The 18,920-nt window shown below is 66.2% G+C and carries 20 protein-coding genes; 13 read left to right on the top strand and 7 right to left on the bottom strand.

What is annotated here, in order from left to right; translation table 11 throughout:
- Positions 1-113: 113 nt before the first annotated feature.
- Both ACLP9N_RS03765 and ACLP9N_RS03760 read right to left on the bottom strand, forming a co-directional pair.
- Positions 114-1,286 (bottom strand): ArsA family ATPase, encoded by a 1,173-nt coding sequence (locus ACLP9N_RS03765; protein WP_442406124.1) that lies wholly within the window; start codon positions 1,284-1,286, stop codon positions 114-116.
- A complete protein-coding gene (locus tag ACLP9N_RS03760) occupies positions 1,283-2,305 on the bottom strand; it encodes an ArsA family ATPase (RefSeq protein WP_442406123.1) in 1,023 nt (340 codons plus the stop codon). Before ACLP9N_RS03760 ends, ACLP9N_RS03765 begins: the two co-directional genes overlap by 4 nt.
- 88 nt (positions 2,306-2,393) lie before the next feature.
- On the opposite strand from ACLP9N_RS03760, the gene ACLP9N_RS03755 reads away from it, so the two are divergent.
- The 3 genes from ACLP9N_RS03755 to ACLP9N_RS03745 are packed head-to-tail and all read left to right on the top strand — an operon-like array spanning position 2,394 to position 3,823.
- The gene (locus ACLP9N_RS03755; protein ID WP_090350112.1) at positions 2,394-2,555 is read left to right on the top strand and encodes a DUF4177 domain-containing protein; all 162 of its coding nucleotides are present in this window, start codon (positions 2,394-2,396) and stop codon (positions 2,553-2,555) included.
- Positions 2,552-3,016, top strand: a complete 465-nt coding sequence (locus tag ACLP9N_RS03750; RefSeq protein WP_442406122.1) for a RidA family protein — start codon at positions 2,552-2,554, stop codon at positions 3,014-3,016. The genes ACLP9N_RS03755 and ACLP9N_RS03750 overlap by 4 nt, the downstream gene beginning before the upstream one ends.
- A 6-nt stretch (positions 3,017-3,022) precedes the next feature.
- A complete protein-coding gene (locus ACLP9N_RS03745; RefSeq protein WP_442406121.1) occupies positions 3,023-3,823 on the top strand; it encodes an MBL fold metallo-hydrolase in 801 nt (266 codons plus the stop codon).
- A gap of 99 nt (positions 3,824-3,922) precedes the next feature.
- Here the strand turns inward: ACLP9N_RS03745 and crp are convergent, their stop codons facing one another.
- Together crp and ACLP9N_RS03735 are read right to left on the bottom strand one after the other, a co-directional pair.
- Entirely contained in the window at positions 3,923-4,597 is a 675-nt protein-coding gene (gene crp / locus ACLP9N_RS03740) for a cAMP-activated global transcriptional regulator CRP (RefSeq protein WP_424072064.1), read from the bottom strand.
- A gap of 98 nt (positions 4,598-4,695) precedes the next feature.
- A complete protein-coding gene (locus ACLP9N_RS03735; protein ID WP_442406120.1) occupies positions 4,696-5,091 on the bottom strand; it encodes a hypothetical protein in 396 nt (131 codons plus the stop codon).
- Between the two features lie 173 nt (positions 5,092-5,264).
- Here ACLP9N_RS03735 and nth point away from each other — a divergent pair, with 173 nt between their 5' ends.
- From nth to marP, 4 genes are read left to right on the top strand one after another with little or no spacing between them, the layout of a single operon-like run.
- Positions 5,265-5,945 (top strand): endonuclease III, encoded by a 681-nt coding sequence (gene nth / locus ACLP9N_RS03730; RefSeq protein ID WP_442406142.1) that lies wholly within the window; start codon positions 5,265-5,267, stop codon positions 5,943-5,945.
- A 36-nt stretch (positions 5,946-5,981) separates the two neighbouring features.
- Positions 5,982-6,620 (top strand): TlpA family protein disulfide reductase, encoded by a 639-nt coding sequence (locus tag ACLP9N_RS03725; RefSeq protein ID WP_442406141.1) that lies wholly within the window; start codon positions 5,982-5,984, stop codon positions 6,618-6,620.
- A gap of 9 nt (positions 6,621-6,629) precedes the next feature.
- Positions 6,630-7,415 (top strand): NUDIX hydrolase, encoded by a 786-nt coding sequence (locus tag ACLP9N_RS03720; protein WP_442406119.1) that lies wholly within the window; start codon positions 6,630-6,632, stop codon positions 7,413-7,415.
- A 5-nt stretch (positions 7,416-7,420) separates the two neighbouring features.
- Positions 7,421-8,611 (top strand): acid resistance serine protease MarP, encoded by a 1,191-nt coding sequence (gene marP / locus ACLP9N_RS03715; RefSeq protein WP_442406140.1) that lies wholly within the window; start codon positions 7,421-7,423, stop codon positions 8,609-8,611.
- On the opposite strand, the gene ACLP9N_RS03710 is transcribed toward marP, so the two are convergent.
- Together ACLP9N_RS03710 and ACLP9N_RS03705 are read right to left on the bottom strand one after the other, a co-directional pair.
- Positions 8,604-9,575: an alpha/beta fold hydrolase gene (locus tag ACLP9N_RS03710; protein WP_442406118.1), complete on the bottom strand. Its 972-nt coding sequence runs from the start codon at positions 9,573-9,575 to the stop codon at positions 8,604-8,606. The two genes, marP and ACLP9N_RS03710, sit on opposite strands and share 8 nt — an antisense overlap.
- Positions 9,576-10,115 (bottom strand): phage holin family protein, encoded by a 540-nt coding sequence (locus tag ACLP9N_RS03705; RefSeq protein WP_442406117.1) that lies wholly within the window; start codon positions 10,113-10,115, stop codon positions 9,576-9,578. It lies immediately after the preceding gene.
- Between the two features lie 380 nt (positions 10,116-10,495).
- Between ACLP9N_RS03705 and ACLP9N_RS03700 the strand changes: the two genes are divergently transcribed.
- A complete protein-coding gene (locus ACLP9N_RS03700) occupies positions 10,496-11,194 on the top strand; it encodes a serine protease (RefSeq protein WP_442406139.1) in 699 nt (232 codons plus the stop codon).
- Positions 11,195-11,205: 11 nt separating this feature from the next.
- Here the strand turns inward: ACLP9N_RS03700 and acs are convergent, their stop codons facing one another.
- The gene (gene acs / locus ACLP9N_RS03695) at positions 11,206-13,167 is read right to left on the bottom strand and encodes an acetate--CoA ligase (protein ID WP_442406116.1); all 1,962 of its coding nucleotides are present in this window, start codon (positions 13,165-13,167) and stop codon (positions 11,206-11,208) included.
- A gap of 152 nt (positions 13,168-13,319) precedes the next feature.
- Between acs and ACLP9N_RS03690 the strand changes: the two genes are divergently transcribed.
- Genes ACLP9N_RS03690 through ACLP9N_RS03670 form a run of 5 tightly spaced genes read left to right on the top strand, consistent with a single transcriptional unit; the run spans position 13,320 to position 18,870 of the window.
- Positions 13,320-13,781 carry a DUF4232 domain-containing protein gene (locus ACLP9N_RS03690; protein ID WP_442406138.1) on the top strand — a complete coding sequence of 154 codons (462 nt, stop codon included), beginning with the start codon at positions 13,320-13,322 and terminating at the stop codon, positions 13,779-13,781.
- Between the two features lie 26 nt (positions 13,782-13,807).
- The gene (locus ACLP9N_RS03685; RefSeq protein WP_442406115.1) at positions 13,808-15,445 is read left to right on the top strand and encodes a peptide ABC transporter substrate-binding protein; all 1,638 of its coding nucleotides are present in this window, start codon (positions 13,808-13,810) and stop codon (positions 15,443-15,445) included.
- Positions 15,446-15,456: 11 nt separating this feature from the next.
- Entirely contained in the window at positions 15,457-16,383 is a 927-nt protein-coding gene (locus ACLP9N_RS03680) for an ABC transporter permease (RefSeq protein ID WP_442406114.1), read from the top strand.
- A complete protein-coding gene (locus ACLP9N_RS03675; RefSeq protein ID WP_442406113.1) occupies positions 16,376-17,239 on the top strand; it encodes an ABC transporter permease in 864 nt (287 codons plus the stop codon). Before ACLP9N_RS03680 ends, ACLP9N_RS03675 begins: the two co-directional genes overlap by 8 nt.
- Positions 17,236-18,870, top strand: a complete 1,635-nt coding sequence (locus ACLP9N_RS03670; RefSeq protein WP_442406112.1) for a dipeptide ABC transporter ATP-binding protein — start codon at positions 17,236-17,238, stop codon at positions 18,868-18,870. The genes ACLP9N_RS03675 and ACLP9N_RS03670 overlap by 4 nt, the downstream gene beginning before the upstream one ends.
- The last annotated feature ends 50 nt before the right edge of the window (positions 18,871-18,920 follow it).

Raw genomic sequence — 18,920 nt, 5'->3', positions numbered from 1 at the left:
TTCTGTTACAGCACTGACGAAATAGGCTCCAATTGGGTTGCACCCCAACAGAAACTGGCGCGTGTCGAATTGCGTTGAAAATAGCCCTAATTGGGCTTGATGGGGTCCCTGCTTCAGCGGGCGGTTGCGCGGCCCGCATCGTCGCCGACCGCTGTGATCTGATCGGCGAGCGCGCGTAGCGCCTCCAGGTCGCTGACATCGAAGGGCAGCGACGGCACCCCGATGACCGGCACGTGAGGGTTGGCCCCGGTGAACCGCGACAGCAGCCGGACCTCCCGCTTGGCGGTTTGTCCGCGATTGGCGTGGATTCTCAGCACGGCCGCGGCCAGTGAAGCGGCCGCCGAGTCGCCGGCCTCCGAGGCATCCAAAACCTCCAACGTTTCGGTCCCGTCGATCGCCCGCTCGACCGGCAGTGAACACAGCATCGGGTGGGTGCGATTCAAGACGAGCCCCGCCAGCGGCATGCCTTCCTCTGACAGCCGGTCGACGAAGAAGGATGCCTCGCGCAATGCGTCAGGTTCGGCCGCCGACACTACAACGAACTGGGTACCGCGCCGTTTCAGCAGCGAATAGGTGCGATCCGCCTTCTCGCGCCAACCGCCGAACGTCGCTTCCAGTGATTGCACGAAAGATGCTATGTCACTGAGCAATTGCGAACCCATTATTGTAGAAAGCGCCTTCATCGCCAAACCTATTGCGCCGGTAACCAACCGCCCGATGCCCCGGCCCGGTGCGAGCAGCAGCCGCCACAGTCGGCTATCCATGAAGCTGCCCAGCCGTTTTGGGGCGTCCAGGAAGTCCAGCGCGTTGCGCGACGGAGGAGTATCCACCACGATCAGATCCCATCGGTCCTGGCTCAGCAGCTGACCAAGCTTCTCCATCGCCATGTACTCCTGTGTGCCGGCGAGCGAAGTGGCGACGGTCTGATAGAACTGATTGTTCAAAAGCGCTTGTGCTCGATCTGCGCCGGAGTACTGGATCACCATTTCGTCGAACGTTCGCCGCATGTCGAGCATCATTGCGTGCAGCTCGCCGGACACCTCGGGCGCCAGCGGGACTCGCTGCGGGTTGTTGCTGAGGTCGTTGACTCCCAGTGCTTGAGCCAGTCGTTTAGCTGGGTCAATCGTCAAAACGCAGACAGTGCGGCCATATTCGGCCGCACGCAATGCCATCGCGGCCGCGGTGGTGGTCTTGCCTACGCCGCCGGCACCGCAGCACACCACTACCCGGTTGGCTGTGTCGGCCAAGATCGTGGCCATATCAAGTGTTTTCGGTTTTATGCTCATCGAACTCCTTGCTGCGCAAGAGATTCCGAAAGTTCATACAGGCTGCCGAGGTCGACGCCGTCGGAGATGGTCGGCAACTCCAGCCGCGGCACCTTGAGCGCGTCGAGCTGTTGGGCGGTCTCGGCGCGTGCGGTGATTCGGGTGGCGTGCTGGATGGTCTCGGTTAGCAGGCCAGCGAAGTCGGTGTCGCCGAGCTTGATGCCGGCCATCTTCAACCCGGCTCGCACCGAGTCCGCATCGACATCGCCTTCGGCGGCCTTTGCCAGGTCGCCGGGTTCTAGGTAGGAAGGGATGTTGCGATTCACGATCACACTGCCGATCGGCAGCTCGAGCTCGGAAAGTTCCTCAATGGCTTCCAGCGTCTCCTGTACCGGCAGTGCTTCCAGCAGAGTCACCAGGTGAATGACGGTCAGGTCCGAGTGCAGCAACTTCACCACGCCGTCGGCCTGCGAGTGCACAGGCCCGCCCTTGGCTAAGTCGGACACCGCTTTGGTGGTGTCCAGGAAGCGTGCAATGCGGCCCGTCGGTGGGGCATCGACAACTATCGCGTCGTAAACCGGAAGCCTGTTCTTGTCGACGCGCACCACCGCTTCTTTGATCTTGCCGGTGAGCAGCACGTCGCGCAGGCCGGGCGCGATCGTCGTCGCGAACTCGACCGCGCCGATGCGGCGCATCGCCCGGCCCGCGATGCCGAGGTTGTAGAACATTTCGAGGTATTCCAGAAACGCGGCCTCGATGTCGATCGCCAAGGCGTTGACCTGGCCGCCCCGCTCGGCGGTCGCGATCTTGACCTCTTCATAAGGCAGCGGTGGAACGTCGAAGAGCTGTGCAATGCCTTGGCGCCCCTCGACTTCGACGAGGAGGACCTTGCGGCCTCCCGCTGCCAGGGTCAGAGCCAGCGCCGCCGCGATCGTCGATTTACCCGTACCGCCTTTGCCAGTCACAAAATGCAAGCGGGCCTTCGACAAGCGCGCCGGCCAGCCGACGGAACTACCGCCGCTAATTGTCTTTGCCACCATCGCATGCTAGCCCGCTCGCCCTACCGTCCTTCGCAAAGCGGCCGGAGTACTTCCGACGCCGGGCTCGGGCGCCCGATAAGCTGCCGTCATGAGCCAACCCACCGCATGGGAGTACGCCACCGTTCCGCTGCTAACGCACGCCACGAAACAGATCCTCGACCAATGGGGCGCCGATGGCTGGGAGCTGGTGGCGGTGCTGCCGGGGCCGACGGGTGAGCAACATGTCGCGTACCTGAAACGGCCGAAATGACCGGTGGATCTGCCAGGACCCGGCTCGGGCAACTGGGTGTCGCGCTGCCGCAGGTAGCGGCGCCGTTGGCGTCCTATGTTCCCGCGGTGCGCACGGGCAACTTGGTCTACACCTCCGGCCAGCTGCCGATAGAGGGCGGAAAGTTGGCCGCAACCGGCAAGGTCGGCGGCGAGATAACCGCGGAGCAGGGCAAAACCCTGGCACGCCTATGCGCGCTCAATGCGCTCGCGGCGGTGGGGTCGGTGGTGGATATCGACGCGGTGGCCCGGGTCGTCAAGGTCGTCGGGTTCGTCGCCTCGGCACCGGGTTTCAATGGTCAGCCAAGCGTCATCAACGGGGCCTCCGACTTGCTCGCCGAGGTGTTCGGCGACAACGGCGCGCACGCGCGCTCGGCGGTCGGCGTATCCGAATTGCCGCTGGACGCCCCGGTGGAAGTCGAGCTGATCGTGGAGGTCGGCTGACATCCGATGTCCGATGCAGCCGAGCCCGCTCAGTCGCTGTCCCATCCCGCATACGGTCGATGCCGTGCGGTGACAGACACCGCCTCGGTGCTGCTGGCCGACAATCCCGGTTTGCTGACGCTGGAGGGCACCAATACCTGGGTGCTGAGTGGCCCGGGTAGTGACGAGTTGGTCATAGTCGATCCCGGGCCCGACGACGACGAGCACATCGCGCGGGTTGCCGCGCTGGGCCGCATCGCGCTTGTGCTGATCAGTCACCGGCACGTCGACCACACCGACGGTATCGACAAGCTGGTCGAGGCGACGGGGGCGACGGTGCGATCGGCGGGCAGCGGGTTCTTGCGCGGCCTGAGAGGAGAACTGGTCGACGGCGAGGTCATCGATGCGGCCGGCCTGAAGATCAAGGTGATGGCGACTCCCGGCCATACCGCTGACTCGTTGTCGTTCCTGCTCGACGACGCGGTCCTGACGGCCGACACGGTGCTGGGGCGCGGCACCACCGTCATGGATGAGGAAGACGGCAGCCTGACCGACTATTTGGAATCACTGCACCGGCTGCGCGGCCTGGGCCGTCGCATGGTGCTGCCGGGGCACGGGCCGGACCTGCCCGACCTGGAGACGGTCGCGTCGGGATACCTGGCGCACCGGAAAGAGCGGCTGGAGCAGGTGCGCTCCGCGCTGCGAGAACTCGGTGAGGACGCCAGCGCCCGTCAGATCGTCGAGCGTGTCTACGTCGACGTCGACGAGAAGCTCTGGGATGCGGCCGAATGGTCCGTGCGGGTGCAGCTCGACTACTTGCGCGGCTGAAAGATTTACCCGCCGGGCGCGGCTGGCGAGCGTGCGCAGTTGCACGCAGTTTGCGGCGTGTCCCTGTGCACACACGCACGCTCGCGAGTCCTGGGGCGCTTACCTCGCTCGGCGGGCCAGCCTTTCGGAATCCGAGATCAGCACGCTCTTGCCCTCCAGCCGGATCCAGCCGCGATGGGCGAAATCGGCCAGCGCCTTATTCACCGTCTCCCGGGAGGCGCCTACCAGTTGCGCGATCTCCTCTTGCGTCAGGTCGTGGGTGACCCGCATCGCGCCACCTTCCTGGGTGCCAAAACGCTGGGCGAGCTGCAGCAATTGCTTGGCCACCCGGCCGGGCACGTCGGTGAAGATGAGGTCGGCCAGGTTGTTGTTGGTCCGCCGCAGCCGTCGGGCCAGCACCCGCAACAGCTGCTCGGCGATCTCGGGACGATCGGCGATCCATGCCCGCAGCGCATCGCGGTCCATCGACACCGCCCGCACCTCGGTGATGGTCGTCGCGCTGGACGTCCGCGGCCCCGGGTCGAAGATCGACAACTCGCCGAACATGTCCGACGGGCCCATGATGGTCAGCAGATTCTCCCGGCCGTCCGGCGAGCGGCGCCCGATCTTGACCTTTCCCGAGATGATGATGTAGAGCCGATCACCCGGCTCTCCTTCGGCGAAAACCGTGTGTCCGCGCGGGAAGTCGACGGGTTGCAGCTGTTTGGTCAGTGCGGCGACCGCAGTCGGCTCAACCCCTTGGAAGATTCCTGCCCTTGCCAGGATCTCGTCCACGTTGCCTCTTCAGCTCTCCAACGAAGTGATACGTGCAGGCCAACCTCTTGCGACTGGCATGAATCAGAGGTTAGGCCAATCGGTTCGACCTGCCAACGCTACACACGATTGACGTGTCGAGTCCCCGTAACCTCTGGATTGGCCCGGGAATGCTTGTGCATCTGTGTCGGCAAGGCGGCCTCGTCGTAGATGTCGAGGTCGCCGGCAAATAGCGGTCCGACGTCCTCCGGCTTGGCGTGGCGGCCGGGCGGTGGGGAATCGACGATTCGCTGGGCCTGGCGTCGGTGCAGATAATCCAGTGCCTCCGGCATGCCCTCTCGGGCCAGCGTGTGCATGTCGACCGCGTCGGCGTTCTCCAGAAACTCGTCGACGTCGGGTGCGGTGACGCTGTCATGGGCCAGTTCCTTTTCGAGGCGCCCGAGCCCCAGCGTTGCGAGCATAAGCAGCCCCGGAACGAGGGCGGCCAGCAACCATGACACTAGGAGAGTAAACATGGCCTTGCATCAACACAAGGTCTCGGTGAGATCACGAAATCAGTACTCTGTCGTAGGTGACAGCGGCAAAGTCGTCTGGGCGCTCCAAGTCAACGCCGGCCAAGCCCGCGGCCGACGCGGCTCGACGCTGGGTAGGCGAAACCCGGCTCGGTTTGGTGCGACGGGCCCGGCGCATGGATCGCGCACTGGCGCAAGCATTTCCGCACGTTTACTGCGAGCTTGATTTCACCTCGCCGCTGGAACTGACGGTGGCCACCATTCTTTCGGCGCAGAGCACCGACAAGCGGGTGAACTTGACGACGCCCGCTGTGTTCGCGAAATACCGGACAGCGCTGGACTACGCGCAGGCTGACCGCACCGAACTCGAAAGCCTCATCCGGCCCACGGGTTTCTACCGCAACAAGGCGACGTCGCTCATCGGCCTCGGGCAGGCGCTGGTCGAGCGGTTCGACGGCGAAGTGCCGGCGACGATGGCCGAGCTGGTCACGCTGCCCGGAGTGGGGCGCAAAACCGCCAACGTGATCCTGGGCAATGCGTTCGATATCCCGGGAATCACTGTCGACACACATTTCGGGCGCTTGGTGCGGCGCTGGCGATGGACCGCCGAAGAGGACCCGGTCAAGGTGGAGCACGCGGTCGGCGAACTGATCGAACGCAGTGAGTGGACCCTGCTGAGCCACCGCGTCATCTTCCACGGCCGCCGGGTATGCCACGCCCGCAAACCGGCATGCGGTGTCTGCGTGCTCGCCAAAGACTGCCCGTCCTTCGGGCTCGGTCCCACCGAACCGCTGCTCGCCGCTCCCCTGGTGCAGGGCCCGGAAACCGAGCACCTGCTGGCGCTGGCCGGGCTGTAGGCGGGGGTCCGGAGCACTTCGAACTTGAGCAAGACGTTGACCAGCAAAACCCGTTGGACCCTCGCAGTCCTGGCGGTGGTGGCAGCGCTGATCGCGGCGCTGGCGGCCCAGCTGCGCGACAACTCGGCAACGACCTCGACGCCCCAGACAGCCGCCGATCGCGAACACCGCGACGCCGACACACCTGGCGCACTGGCGGGGCCGCGAGCACAGGTGAACCTGCCGCCGTGCCCCGCCGCCGGCAGTGGTGCGGGCCCGGCGGCGTTGCGCGGTGTGGTGGTGGAATGCGCGGCGGACGGATCACCCGTCGACGTCGGGCGCGCGCTGGCCGGACACCGGGTGGTGCTCAACCTGTGGGCGAGTTGGTGCGGGCCGTGCATGCGCGAACTGCCCGCGATGGCCGAGTACCAACGACGAATGGGGCCCGACGTGATGGTGGTGACCGTGCACCAAGACGAGAACGAGACGGCGGCGTTGCTGCGGTTGGCGGAGCTCGGTGTTCGGCTACCGACTTTGCAGGACGGTCGACGTCTGGTCGCGACGGCGTTGCGGGTCGCAAATGTGATGCCCGCGACGGTGGTCCTGCGGCTGGACGGTAGCGTTGCGCAGACGCTGCCGCGGGCTTTCGCGAGTGCCGACGAGATCGCGGCGGCGGTCGGAAACTATGCCGGATAAGCGGGATAAGTGGACCCAACGGAGGCGCCGGTGAGTGCAGCGGTCCCCCTGACGCCGGACGTTGGCCCGTCCTGGCTGCATCCGCTCGTTGACAACATCGGTCAGATACCGGATGCGTACCGGCGCCGGCTGCCGGCCGATGTGCTGGCGATGGTGACCGCCGCCAAAGCTGTGTCATCGGTCCGCCGCAACAGCCGCGACGCCGCGGTCCTGGTGTTGTTCTCGGGTTCGGAGACCGGCCCGGGCGACGGCGGCCTTCCCGACGATGCCGACCTGCTGTTGACGGTGCGCGCCTCGACGTTGCGTCACCATGCGGGCCAGGCCGCTTTCCCTGGCGGCGCATCGGATCCCACCGATGACGGGCCGGTGGCCACCGCCCTGCGTGAAGCCCACGAGGAAACCGGGATCGACGTCACCCGGTTGCATCCACTGGCCACAATGGAACGGACGTTCATCGCGCCGTCGCAGTTCCACGTCGTCCCGGTGTTGGCCTACTCACCGGATCCCGGGCCGGTGGCCGTCGTCGACGAGACCGAAACGGCGATCGTGTCGCGGGTTCCGGTGCGCGCCTTCACAAACCCGGCCAACCGCCTGATGGTCTACCGCGGCGACCTCGGCCGCCGCTGGGCGGGCCCGGCGTTCCTGCTGAACCAGATGCTGGTGTGGGGATTCACCGGCCAGGTGATCTCCGCGGTGCTCGACGTGGCCGGCTGGGCCAAGCCTTGGGACACCGACGATCTCCGTGAGCTGGACGAGGCGATGGTGCTGGTCGGCGAACAGGGCGACCCGCGATGAATTCGATGACCCCGTCGCAGTGGCTGGATGTCGCCGTCCTGGCGGTGGCCTTCATCGCGGCGATCTCGGGTTGGCGGTCGGGGGCGCTCGGCTCGCTGCTGTCGTTTGTCGGTGTGCTGCTGGGCGCGATAGCGGGTGTGTTGCTGGCGCCGCACATCGTGGCCCACATCGCCGCGCCGCGCGCGAAGCTGTTCGCCGCCTTGTTCCTCATCCTGGCGCTAGTGGTCGTCGGTGAGGTCGCCGGTGTGGTGCTGGGCCGGGCGGTCCGCGGCGCGATCCGCAGCGGCACAATCCGATTGGTCGACTCGGTGATCGGGGTGGGCGTGCAGCTCATCGTGGTGCTGACCGCGGCCTGGTTGTTGGCGACGCCGCTGACGCAGTCGAAGGACCAGCCCGAGTTGGCTTCCGCGGTCAAGGGTTCGCGGGTACTTGCTTCGGTCAACGAGGTCGCGCCGCCGTGGCTGAAAACGGTGCCCAGGCGGTTGTCTGCGCTGCTGAACACGTCCGGCCTGCCCGCGGTGCTGGAGCCGTTCAGTCGCACCCCGGTGATACCGGTCGCGTCACCAGACCCGGCGCTGGCCAACAATCCGGTGGTGCTGGCCGCCCAACCGAGCGTGGTCAAGGTCCGCAGCCTGGCGCCCAGCTGCCAGAAAGTGTTGGAGGGCAGTGGATTCGTGATATCGCCCGACCGGGTGATGACCAACGCGCACGTGGTGGCCGGGTCCAGCAGCATCCAGGTGTACGCCAGCGGCAACCCGCTCGACGCCACCGTGGTGTCTTACGACCCGTCGGTCGACATCGCTATTCTTGCCGTGTCGAACTTGCCGCCGCCGCTGCCTTTCGCTCAAGCCGAGGCGAAAACGGGCGACAGCGTTGTGGTGCTGGGTTATCCCGGCGGCGGTAACTTTACGGCGACACCGGCCCGGATCCGCGAAGCCATCAAGCTCAGCGGACCCGACATCTATCGCGATCCGGCGCCGGTCACCCGCGACGTGTACACCATCAGAGCCAATGTGGAGCAAGGCAATTCGGGTGGACCGTTGATCGACCTCAGCGGTCACGTGCTCGGCGTGGTTTTCGGCGCGGCCGTCGATGACGCCGACACGGGTTTCGTGTTGACGGCCGGTGAAGTGTCCAGTCAGCTTGACAAGATCGGCGACACCCAACCGGTGCCGACGGGCGCCTGCGTCAGCTGAGCAGTGGCCCGTGCACCTGCTCGAAAAACTTCATCAGGTACCTGTTGGTTTCTTCAGGCGCTTCTTCGTGGCTGAAATGTCCTGCGCCGGCGATGGATATATAGCGTCCGTGCGGCGCGTACCGCTGAGTGCGGTCGACGGGATCGGCCAGCACGTAGGGATCCGCGTCGCCGCGTAGGTGCAATATGGGGACGCTGGGCCGTTGACTCATTGATTTCATGAATCGCCGGCCTTCGTCGCGCAGTTGGCTGCGCAGCGCCCAGCGCTGATACTCCAGTGCGCAGTGCGCCGCCGCTGGGATACGTATCGCCTGGCGCAGATGACCGATGGTTTGGGAGAAGTCTTCTGAAGCGACCCATTTGGCGCTGCTACGGCTGCGGACCAGACGCTCGATCTCCGCCGCGTTGTCTCTGGTGAGCAAGCGCTCCGGCCAGATCGGCACTTGGTAGCGCAGCAGCGTCGGCAGCAGTGCGCAGCCCTGGTCGCGCCGGGTCAGGGTCGATTGTCGCAGCGCGGCCGGGTGCGGCGAGCTGATCAGCGCGATGGCGCGCACCAGCCGCGAATGCAGCAGCGCGGTGCTCCAGCAAGCCAGCCCGCCGTCGGCATGGCCGACCAGCGTCGCCGACGAGTGCCCCAGCGCGCGGATCAGTCCGGCCGTGTCGCCGGCGAGCGTCCAGCCGTCATAGCCTCGGGGTGGCTTGTCGCTGCCGCCGTAGCCGCGCAGGTCCACCGCGACCACTCGGGCCCCGGTCAGCGCGCGCAGCTGATGACGCCAGGACCACCAGAACGAACCGAAACCATGCAGCAGCATGACCAATGGCCGCGCCGTGGCGGGCGTGCTCACGTCCTGGCCGGGTACGGCTGCTAAGGCTTCGACGACTTGGAATCGGATGCCGTTCGCGTGCACGTCCAGATGACGCCATGGCCCCGCGATGCGGGTTACCGACGGATCTGGTGCCGGCATTTACCAGCCCGTGGGATCGGCGGGAGTGGTGCTGTCGGGCTTTTCATGCCTGCCGTGCGACTCGGTGAGCTGCTTGCCCGCCTGGGCCTTGTCGTGGCCCGGAGTGAGCGCGGTGCGTGTCTCCTTGACCGACTCGATGGTCTGCTGTGGTCCGCGGATCCGGCGGACCTTCAAGAAACCCAACAGGGCCAGCACGGCCCCGACCAGGACCATGGCCCCGAAGACGATCAGGAATGCCACCCAGCGCCACAGCCAGATGTTGAGCACCTCGGCGGCGAAGAAGAAGAAAAAGAAGGTGGAGTAGAACAGCACCACCAGCGCGGCGATGAAGTAAACGCTGCCGGTCAGGCCCTTTTTCACGTCGCGGGTGATCTCGGCGCGGGCCAGTTCGACCTCCGCGCGCACCAGGGTGGACACCTGGGTTGTTGCGTCTTTGATCAGATCACCGATCGACGGCTCAGCGGGCCTGGCGTGTGGGTCGGCCAGTGGAATCGTGGTCAGCGTGTTGGGCACACCGTTGTTGCGGTCGGCTTTGCTCACAGACAGTCCTCCTTCGTTTGATTGCCCGGCGCGTCGTCGCGGTTCATGTTGCCATGCGCCGCGATGCCGGACGAGGCCAGCCGACCACCGCGTTTGGGCGCGCGAAACGGCCCGCTCAGGCGGGGGCGGCGGCGATGACTCGCCTAGATCGTCCCCGTGCCGGACCAACGGGCATACCTAGGCCGTTTACACCATCGCAATCTGAAAAGTTCCTGTGGCTTTGCGCAGCGGGGACGTTCAGCAAAGCAAGCGCCGATTCCCTTGAGCCGGAAGCGATCAACAAAGCGCTGCGGCGTGCGCGCCGACCTGGTCGAAGGCGGCCTAGCCACTAGACTGGCCAGGCTTCTCAGATGTCCGACCGTTCGATGGGAGTTGTCGCTTTGCAGACGGGGCACCGCTGCGTTGTCGCGGCGATGGTGACCGCACTCTTGGCTCTGGCCGGCATGCCTGGCAGGATCGCGGCCGCCGACGACAGGCTCCCGATGGGTGGCGGCGCGGGCATCGTCATCAACGGGGACACGATGTGCACCCTGACGACCATCGGCACCGATAAAGCCGGCGAACTCATCGGCTTCACCTCGGCGCACTGCGGCGGCCCAGGCGCGCACGTCGCCGCCGAGGGCGCCGAGAACAGGGGCGTTATGGGTGTCATGGTCGCGGGCAACGACATCCTCGACTATGCGGTGATCAAGTTCGATCCGGCCAAGGTGGCACCGGTGGCCAACTACAACGGCTTTGTGATCAGCGGCATCGGCCCGGATCCGACCTTCGGCCAGATCGCCTGCAAGCAGGGCCGCACGACCGGCAACTCGTGCGGCGTCACGTGGGGGATGGGCCAGGATCCGGGCACCATCGTGATGCAGGTGTGCGGGCGACCGGGAGACTCCGGGGCGCCGGTGACCGTCAACAATCTCTTGGTCGGCATGATCCACGGGGCGTTCAGCGATAACCTGCCGACCTGCATCATCAAGTACATCCCGCTGCACACACCGGCGGTCGTGATGGACTTCAACTCGATCCTGGCCGACATCAACAGCAAGAACCGGCCGGGAGCGGGGTTCGTCCCGGTAGCGGCCTGACGCGGCCCGCGCTATTTCGCGGCGCGGATCGCGTCGAACACGCTGGCATCGACCAGCGTCGACGTGTCACCCAGCTCGCGTTTTTCGGCGACATCGCGCAACAGCCTGCGCATGATCTTGCCGCTGCGGGTCTTGGGCAGTTCCGGCACGATGTGGACCTCGCGTGGCTTGGCGATCGGCGAGATCTCGCGGGCCACCTCGCCGCGTAGCTCGTCGTGGGTGCCGTCGTGGGGCTGGTAGTTGCCGCGCAAGACGACGAACGCGCAGATGGCCTGCCCGGTGATGTCGTCGGTCACTCCGACGACCGCCGCCTCGGCGACCGCGGAGTGGCCGACGAGCGCCGACTCCACCTCGGCGGTGGAGATGCGGTGCCCGGACACGTTCATCACGTCGTCGATGCGGCCCAGCACCCAGATCGCGCCGTCGGGGTCGAAGCGGGCGCCGTCGCCGGCGAAGTAGTAGCCCTGCTCGGCGAACTTGGACCAGTAGGTGTGGCGATAGCGCTCGGGGTCACCCCAGATGCCGCGCAACATCGAGGGCCACGGCTGGTCCAGCACCAGGTATCCGGTGACGTGTGTTTCGCCGTCGGTGTCCGGCGGCAGCGGATCGCCGTGGTCGTCGACGATCTTCGCCGAGATCCCGGGCAGCGGTGTCATCGCCGAACCCGGCTTGGTCGCGGTGACTCCAGGCAGCGGCGAGATCATCGCGGAGCCGGTCTCGGTCTGCCACCAGGTGTCCACCACCGGGGTGCGGCCCCCACCGAAGACTTCGCGGTACCACCGCCAGGCCTCGGGGTTGATCGGTTCGCCGACGGACCCGAGCAGCCGCAGGCTGGACAGGTCGTGGGCGTCGGGGATCTCCCGTCCCCACTTCATGAAGGTTCGGATCAACGTGGGGGCGGTGTAATAGATTGTGACACCGTACTTTTCGATGATCTGGAAGTGCCGGTGCTCATCGGGTGAATTGGGCGTGCCCTCGTAGAGAACCTCGGTGACACCGTTGGACAGCGGTCCGTAGACGCCGTAGGTGTGCCCGGTGACCCAGCCGATGTCGGCGGTGCACCAGAACACGTCGCTTTCGGGTTTGACGTCGAAGATGGCGTGCACCGTGTAGGAGGCCTGGGTGAGATAGCCGCCGCTGGTGTGCATGATGCCCTTGGGCTTGCCGGTGGTGCCCGATGTGTACAGCAGGAACAGCGGGTGCTCGGAGTCGAACGCCTCCGGCGTGTGCTCGGGTGATGCCGAGTCGACCACGTCGTGCCACCACAGGTCGCGGTCATCGTTCCAGGACACGTCAATACCGGTGCGTCGCGCCACCAGAACGTGCTCGACGGGGCTGTCGGGTTCGCCGACCGCCTCGTCGGCGGCGTCCTTGAGCGGCGCCGGCTTGCCGTGCCGGAATTGCCCGTCGCTGGTGATCAGCAGCTTGGCTTCGGCGTCGGCGATCCGCGCCCGCAGCGCGTGCGCAGCGAAGCCGCCGAAAACCACGCTGTGCATGAGTCCCAGCCGCGCGCAGGCCAGCATCGCGATCACCGCTTCGGGGATCAGTGGCATGTAGATGGCGACCCGGTCGCCTGCCACCAGACCGAGGCCGGTCAGCGCGTTCGCCGCTTTGCACACCTCCGCCCGCAGATCGGAATAGGTCAGGGTGCGGCTATCGCCGACGGGCTCGCCCTGCCAGTGAATCGCGACCCGGTCGCCGTTGCCGGCCTCGACATGGCGGTCGACGCAGTTGTAGGCGACGTTGAGCTTGCCGCCGACGAACCACTTGGCGAAGGGCGCCTCCGACCAGTCCAGTACGTCGGTGTACGGCCTCGCCCACGACAGCCGGTCAGCCTGCTTGGCCCAGAAGGCCAGCCGGTCTTCTTCGGCCTCGCGGTACAGGTCGGCACGCGCGTTGGCCTGCTCGGCGAACTGCGCCGACGGCGGGTAAGACTCGGTCGTTTGGGGGGGCTCGGTGTTCGTTCCGGTCACGGGAGTGAGCCTAACTCCGTGGCGATGATGCGGATGCTCTACGTGCCAATCTGCCGGTATCGCGCATCGGTTTGCCGGATAATCCCGGTGTGCCCGGATCTCCTCTAGTCGCCACCCTTGCTGCGGCCGCCGCAAGTTTCGCAGTCAGCACCATGTTGGGGCCACCCGCACGGGCGGTGCCGATCGCCACCGGCGACGAGGGGACGCCCTGCTGGGCGGAGCAGATCGCCGTGAATGCCTCGCCGACGGAAAGCGCGGTGGGCTACCGCAGGGTCATCCTGACATTCAGCCTCGTCGGCGGCGAACCGTGCACGCTCACCGGCTACCCGTCGGTCGACTCGGGCACCGGTGGACCGACCATTCATGCCGAGCCCACGCCGCGCGGGTACATGGGCGGCCTGCCCGCCTCGGTCGACGTGCCGCCCAGTGTCATCCTGTCGGTGTCGACACAGGCGCAGGCCATCGTGGAGGGCGTGGCCATCGACGGCGGCGGTAATCGATGCCCCAGCTACACCGATCTGCGCGTCAGCCCTCCCGACATCAACATGATGTTCACGGTGCCCGCCACCATCGAGGCCTGCCAACTGCAGGTGCACCCGGTCACCGCGGGCTGACCCGGGTAGACCCTAGGGTCGCTTTTATGCGTCGGATGCGGGCCGCGCCGGCCGTCATTGCAACAGGGCTGCTGGCCCTGCTGGCCGCGGCCCCGTTGGCCGGCTGTCTGGCCGGCTGTGGTGGCGGCGTCCTGAGCCCCGACGTCGTGGTCGTCAACGGCGGGGAACCGTCGAACCCGCTGATTCCCACCACCGCGAACGACAGCTTTGGCGGCCGGATCATAGATCGGTTGTTCGCCGGCCTCATGTCCTTTGACCCCGACGGCAAAACCTCCACCGAGGTGGCCCAGTCGATCGAGACCACCGACGACGTCAACTACCGAATCACCCTCAAGCCGGGCTGGAAGTTCACCGACGGCTCGCCGGTGACGGCCCACTCGTTCGTCGACGCGTGGAACTACGGGGCCCTGAGTACCGATGCCCAACTGCAACAGAGCTTTTTCAGCCCGATCCAGGGATACGACGACGTCGCCGCGTCTAAGCCGGTAATCACCGCCATGTCCGGGCTGCAGGTGGTCGACGACCTGCATTTCACCGTGCGGCTCAAGGCCCCGACCATCGACTTCATGGTGCGACTGGCGTTCAGCCCGTTCTATCCACTGCCGCAAGCGGCATTTCGGGACATGGTGGCATTCGGGGGCAATCCAATTGGCAACGGGCCCTACAAACTCGCTGACAGCCCGGACGGGCAGGCCTGGGAGCACAACGTCAAGATCGATCTGAGACCCAACCCCGACTACCACGGTAACCGGATGCCGCATAACAAGGGGCTGCGGTTCGAGTTCTACGCCAACCTGGACACCGCCTACTCCGACCTGCTGTCCGGCAATCTCGATGTGCTGGACACGATTCCGCCGAGCGCGTTGCCAATCTACAAGCGCGACCTGGGCGGCAACGCGACCAGCGACCCGGCCGGGATCAACCAGAGTCTCGACACGCCGCTCCGGCTGCCGCATTTCGGTGGCGAGGAGGGCCGGCTGCGTCGCCTGGCCCTGTCGGCTGCCATCAACCGTCCGCAAATCTGCCAGCAGATATTCGTCGGAACACGGACTCCGGCACGTGATTTCACCGCTCGTTCACTGCCGGGGTTCGATCCGAACATTCCGGGCAGCGACGCGTTGGATTTCGATCCCGATCGTGCGCGGCGGCTATGGTCGCAAGCCAACGCCATCTCGCCATGGAGCGGTCAGTACGCGATCGCCTACAACGCCGACGCTGGCCATCGGGAGTGGGTGGATGGCGTGGCCAACAGCATCAAGAATGTTTTGGGTATCGACGCGGTCGGCGCGCCGCAACCCACCTTCGCCGGATTCCGCACGCAGATCGTCAACCGCACCATTGCGACCGCCTTTCGGGCCGGGTGGCAGGGTGACTACCCGTCGATGCTGAATTTCCTTGGCCCGCTTTTCGTCACCGGAGCCGGTTCCAACGACGTCGGCTACTCCAGCCGGGACTTCGACGGGGCGCTGACGGCAGCCGAATCCGCACCCACGCTACAGGAATCCTATGCGCTGGCCAACGCCGGGCAGCGAATCCTGTTGCACGACATGCCCGTTATCCCACTTTGGAACTTCATCAGCGTGGTTGGGTGGTCATCCGGGGTAAGTAAGGTGACAGTCACCTGGAATGGCCTGCCCGACTACGAGAACATCGTCAAGAGCTGAGCCGGGCTGAAATGGGCTGGTACATCGCGCGCCGGATCGCCGTCATCGTACCGGTTTTCCTGGGTGCCACGCTGCTGATCTACGGCATGGTCTTCCTGCTGCCAGGGGACCCGTTGGCGGCGCTGGCCGGCGACCGACCCCTGACTCCCGCGGTGGCCGCGCAACTGCGTGCCCGTTACCACCTCGACGAACCGTTCCTGCTGCAGTACCTGCGCTATCTCGGTGGGATCCTGCATGGAGACCTGGGTCGTGCCTATTCCGGGCTCCCGGTCAGTTCCGTTCTCGCCCATGCGTTTCCGGTGACCATCAGGCTGTCGCTCATCGCGCTGGCGGTCGAGGCGGTGCTGGGGATCGGATTCGGCGTGATCGCCGGCTTGCGTCGGGGCGGGATATTCGATTCCACGGTGCTGATCACCGGGCTCATCATCATCGCGGTCCCCATCTTCGTGCTCGGCTTTCTGGCCCAGTTCGTCTTCGGGGTCCGGCTGGGAATCGCGCCCGTCACCGTGGGCGAACGGGCGACGTTCTCCCGGCTGCTGCTGCCCGGGATGGTCTTGGGCTCGGTGTCATTCGCCTACGTGGTGCGGCTGACCCGCTCCACGGTAGCCGCCAATGCCCACGCCGACTATGTCCGCACCGCCACCGCCAAGGGGTTGTCGCGGCCCCGGGTGGTGACGGTTCACATTCTTCGTAACTCGCTGATCCCGGTGGTGACTTTCCTCGGCGCCGATCTGGGGGCGCTGATGGGCGGAGCCATTGTGACCGAAGGCATCTTCAATATCCACGGCGTCGGCGGTGTGCTGTATCAGGCGGTCACCAGGCAGGAGGCGCCGACCGTGGTGTCGATTGTGACGGTGCTCGTGCTGATCTATCTGATCACCAACCTGCTCGTTGACCTGCTCTACGCCGCCCTGGACCCGCGGATCCGATATGGGTGAGCACACCGGCTTTTGGCGTGAAACGTGGCGCGGGCTGCACCGGCGCCCGAAGTTCGTCGTCGCCGCTCTGCTGATCCTGTTCGTCGTCGTCGTCGCGTTGTTTCCGGCATTGTTCACCGGAGCCGATCCCGACTATGCCGATCCCGGCCAGAGCCTGCTCGCGCCGTCGGCGGCGCACTGGTTCGGCACCGATTTACAGGGTCATGACATCTATGCGCGCACCGTCTACGGTGCGCGGGCTTCGGTCACGGTCGGGTTGGGAGCAACCCTGGCCGTGTTCGTCGTCGGCGGGGCGCTGGGTGCGCTGGCCGGCTTCTACGGGGGTTGGGTCGACGCGGTGGTCTCGCGCATCACCGACGTGTTCTTCGGGCTGCCGCTGCTGTTGGCCGCCATCGTGCTCATGGGTGTCTTGCACCACCGCACGGTGTGGACCGTGATCGCCATCCTGGCCTTGTTCGGCTGGCCGCAGGTGGCCCGGATCGCCCGTGGCGCGGTGCTGGAGGTGCGCGCCAGCGACTACGTCCTGGCCGCTGAAGCATTGGGGCTGAGCAGGTTTCAGATTCTGCTGCGACATGTCCTACCTAACGCGCTGGGTCCGGTGATCGCGGTGGCCACCATCGCACTCGGGCTTTTCATCGTCACCGAGGCCACGCTGTCCTACCTCGGCGTCGGGCTCCCGACGTCGGTGGTGTCCTGGGGCGGCGATATCAACACCGATCAGACTCGGCTGCGGTCCGGTTCGCCCATACTGTTCTATCCGGCGGGTGCGCTGGCGATCACGGTGCTGGCGTTCATGATGATGGGTGACGCCTTGCGCGACGCGCTCGATCCGGTATCGCGGGCGTCGCGGGCATGAGCGCGCCGCTGCTGTCGGTCGAGGGGCTGGAAGTCAGGTTCGGCGCCGGTGAGCCCGCGGTGTGCGGGGTGGATCTGACCGTGCCGCGTGGGCATACCGTCGCGATCGTGGGCGAGTCGGGATCGGGGAAATCCACCACCGCCGCCGCGATTCTCGGGCTGCTGCCGCCCGCCGGTCGAATCACCGCGGGTCGCATTGTCTTCGACGGCCTCGATGTCACCTCGTTTGGCAGCCGGGCCGACCGCAAGGTACTGCGCTCGATCAGAGGTCGGCGCATCGGCTACGTACCCCAAGACCCGATGACCAACCTGAACCCGGTCTGGAAGGTCGGCTTTCAGATTTCAGAAGCGTTGCGGGCCAACACCGACGGACGCGAGGCGCGACGACGGGCAGTGCAGCTGCTCGCCGAGGCCGGTATGCCGGACGCGGCGACGCAGGCCGGCAAGTACCCGCACCAGCTCTCCGGCGGCATGTGCCAGCGGGCGTTGATCGCCATCGGGCTCGCCGGCCGTCCGCAATTGCTGATCGCCGATGAGCCGACCTCCGCGCTGGACGTGACGGTGCAGCGGCAAGTGCTAGACCACCTACAGCGCCTCACCGACGAACTGGGCACCGCGCTGCTGCTGATCACCCACGATCTGGCGCTGGCCGCCGAAAGAGCCGAGTCCGTCGTCGTCATCCATCGCGGAGTGGTGGTGGAATCCGGCCCCGCGCAGTCGATCCTGCAGAACCCGCAACACGAGTACACCCGGCGGCTGGTGGCCGCGGCGCCGTCGCTGACGCGTCGCAAGACCAGGCCGCCTCCGAAAACCGACCTTGAAACCGACGACATTCTCGTCGCTTCGGAGCTGACCAAGATCTACCGCGAGTCTCGTGGTGCACCGTGGCGGCGGGCGGACTTCTGCGCCGTCGACGCCGTGTCGTTTCGGCTGCGGCGGGCGAGCACGCTGGCGGTCGTTGGAGAGTCGGGGTCGGGGAAATCGACCCTGGCGCGGATGGTGCTCGGTCTGCTGCAACCCACGTCGGGCAAGGTCGTTTTCAAGGGCACCCAGGCCACCCAGATCGTGGGCGAACTCGACCGGGACAGCGCATTGGCTTTTCGCCGGCGAGTCCAGCCGGTATTCCAAAACCCTTACAGCAGTTTGGATCCCATGTACTCGGTGTTTCGCGCAATCGAGGAACCGTTGCGGATCCATCGAATCGGCGACCGCAAGCAGCGCGAGCAGGCGGTGCGCGAGCTGATCGACGAGGTGGCGCTGCCGTCGTCGGTGTTGGGCCGGCGGCCCCGTGAGCTGTCAGGTGGCCAGCGGCAACGGGTCGCGATCGCTCGGGCGCTGGCGCTGCGGCCCGAGGTGCTGGTGTGCGACGAGGCGGTGTCGGCGCTCGACGTTTTGGTGCAGGCGCAGATACTGGACCTGCTAGCCGATCTGCAGGCCCGACTGCGCCTGACCTACCTGTTCATCAGCCATGATCTGGCGGTGGTCCGGCAGATCGCGGACGACGTCCTGGTGATGCGTGGGGGCCGGTTGGTGGAGCACGCGCCCACCGAGGCGGTGTTCACCGAGCCCCGCCACGAATACACCCGCCAGTTACTGAAGGCCATTCCCGGCGCGCCGGCACCTCCCGGCTAGGAGCGATCGCAAGCGCGGCGAAGCCGGGCGCAGCGGGTCGCGACCGTCGG

Origin of the sequence: Mycobacterium sp., assembly GCF_052144515.1 — a bacterium.
GTDB lineage: Bacteria > Actinomycetota > Actinomycetes > Mycobacteriales > Mycobacteriaceae > Mycobacterium.
The sequence above is the reverse complement of the archived record's forward strand: the minus strand, read 5'-3'. Positions and strand labels throughout refer to the sequence as shown.

Coding starts and splice junctions, on each gene's coding strand:
- ACLP9N_RS03765 (WP_442406124.1), bottom strand. CDS start 1,286: ATGAGCATAAAACCGAAAACACTTGATATGGCCACGATCTTGGCCGAC.
- ACLP9N_RS03760 (WP_442406123.1), bottom strand. CDS start 2,305: ATGGTGGCAAAGACAATTAGCGGCGGTAGTTCCGTCGGCTGGCCGGCG.
- ACLP9N_RS03755 (WP_090350112.1), top strand. CDS start 2,394: ATGAGCCAACCCACCGCATGGGAGTACGCCACCGTTCCGCTGCTAACG.
- ACLP9N_RS03750 (WP_442406122.1), top strand. CDS start 2,552: ATGACCGGTGGATCTGCCAGGACCCGGCTCGGGCAACTGGGTGTCGCG.
- ACLP9N_RS03745 (WP_442406121.1), top strand. CDS start 3,023: ATGTCCGATGCAGCCGAGCCCGCTCAGTCGCTGTCCCATCCCGCATAC.
- ACLP9N_RS03735 (WP_442406120.1), bottom strand. CDS start 5,091: ATGTTTACTCTCCTAGTGTCATGGTTGCTGGCCGCCCTCGTTCCGGGG.
- nth (WP_442406142.1), top strand. CDS start 5,265: ATGGATCGCGCACTGGCGCAAGCATTTCCGCACGTTTACTGCGAGCTT.
- marP (WP_442406140.1), top strand. CDS start 7,421: ATGACCCCGTCGCAGTGGCTGGATGTCGCCGTCCTGGCGGTGGCCTTC.
- ACLP9N_RS03710 (WP_442406118.1), bottom strand. CDS start 9,575: ATGCCGGCACCAGATCCGTCGGTAACCCGCATCGCGGGGCCATGGCGT.
- ACLP9N_RS03690 (WP_442406138.1), top strand. CDS start 13,320: ATGTTGGGGCCACCCGCACGGGCGGTGCCGATCGCCACCGGCGACGAG.
- ACLP9N_RS03685 (WP_442406115.1), top strand. CDS start 13,808: ATGCGTCGGATGCGGGCCGCGCCGGCCGTCATTGCAACAGGGCTGCTG.
- ACLP9N_RS03680 (WP_442406114.1), top strand. CDS start 15,457: ATGGGCTGGTACATCGCGCGCCGGATCGCCGTCATCGTACCGGTTTTC.
- ACLP9N_RS03675 (WP_442406113.1), top strand. CDS start 16,376: ATGGGTGAGCACACCGGCTTTTGGCGTGAAACGTGGCGCGGGCTGCAC.
- ACLP9N_RS03670 (WP_442406112.1), top strand. CDS start 17,236: ATGAGCGCGCCGCTGCTGTCGGTCGAGGGGCTGGAAGTCAGGTTCGGC.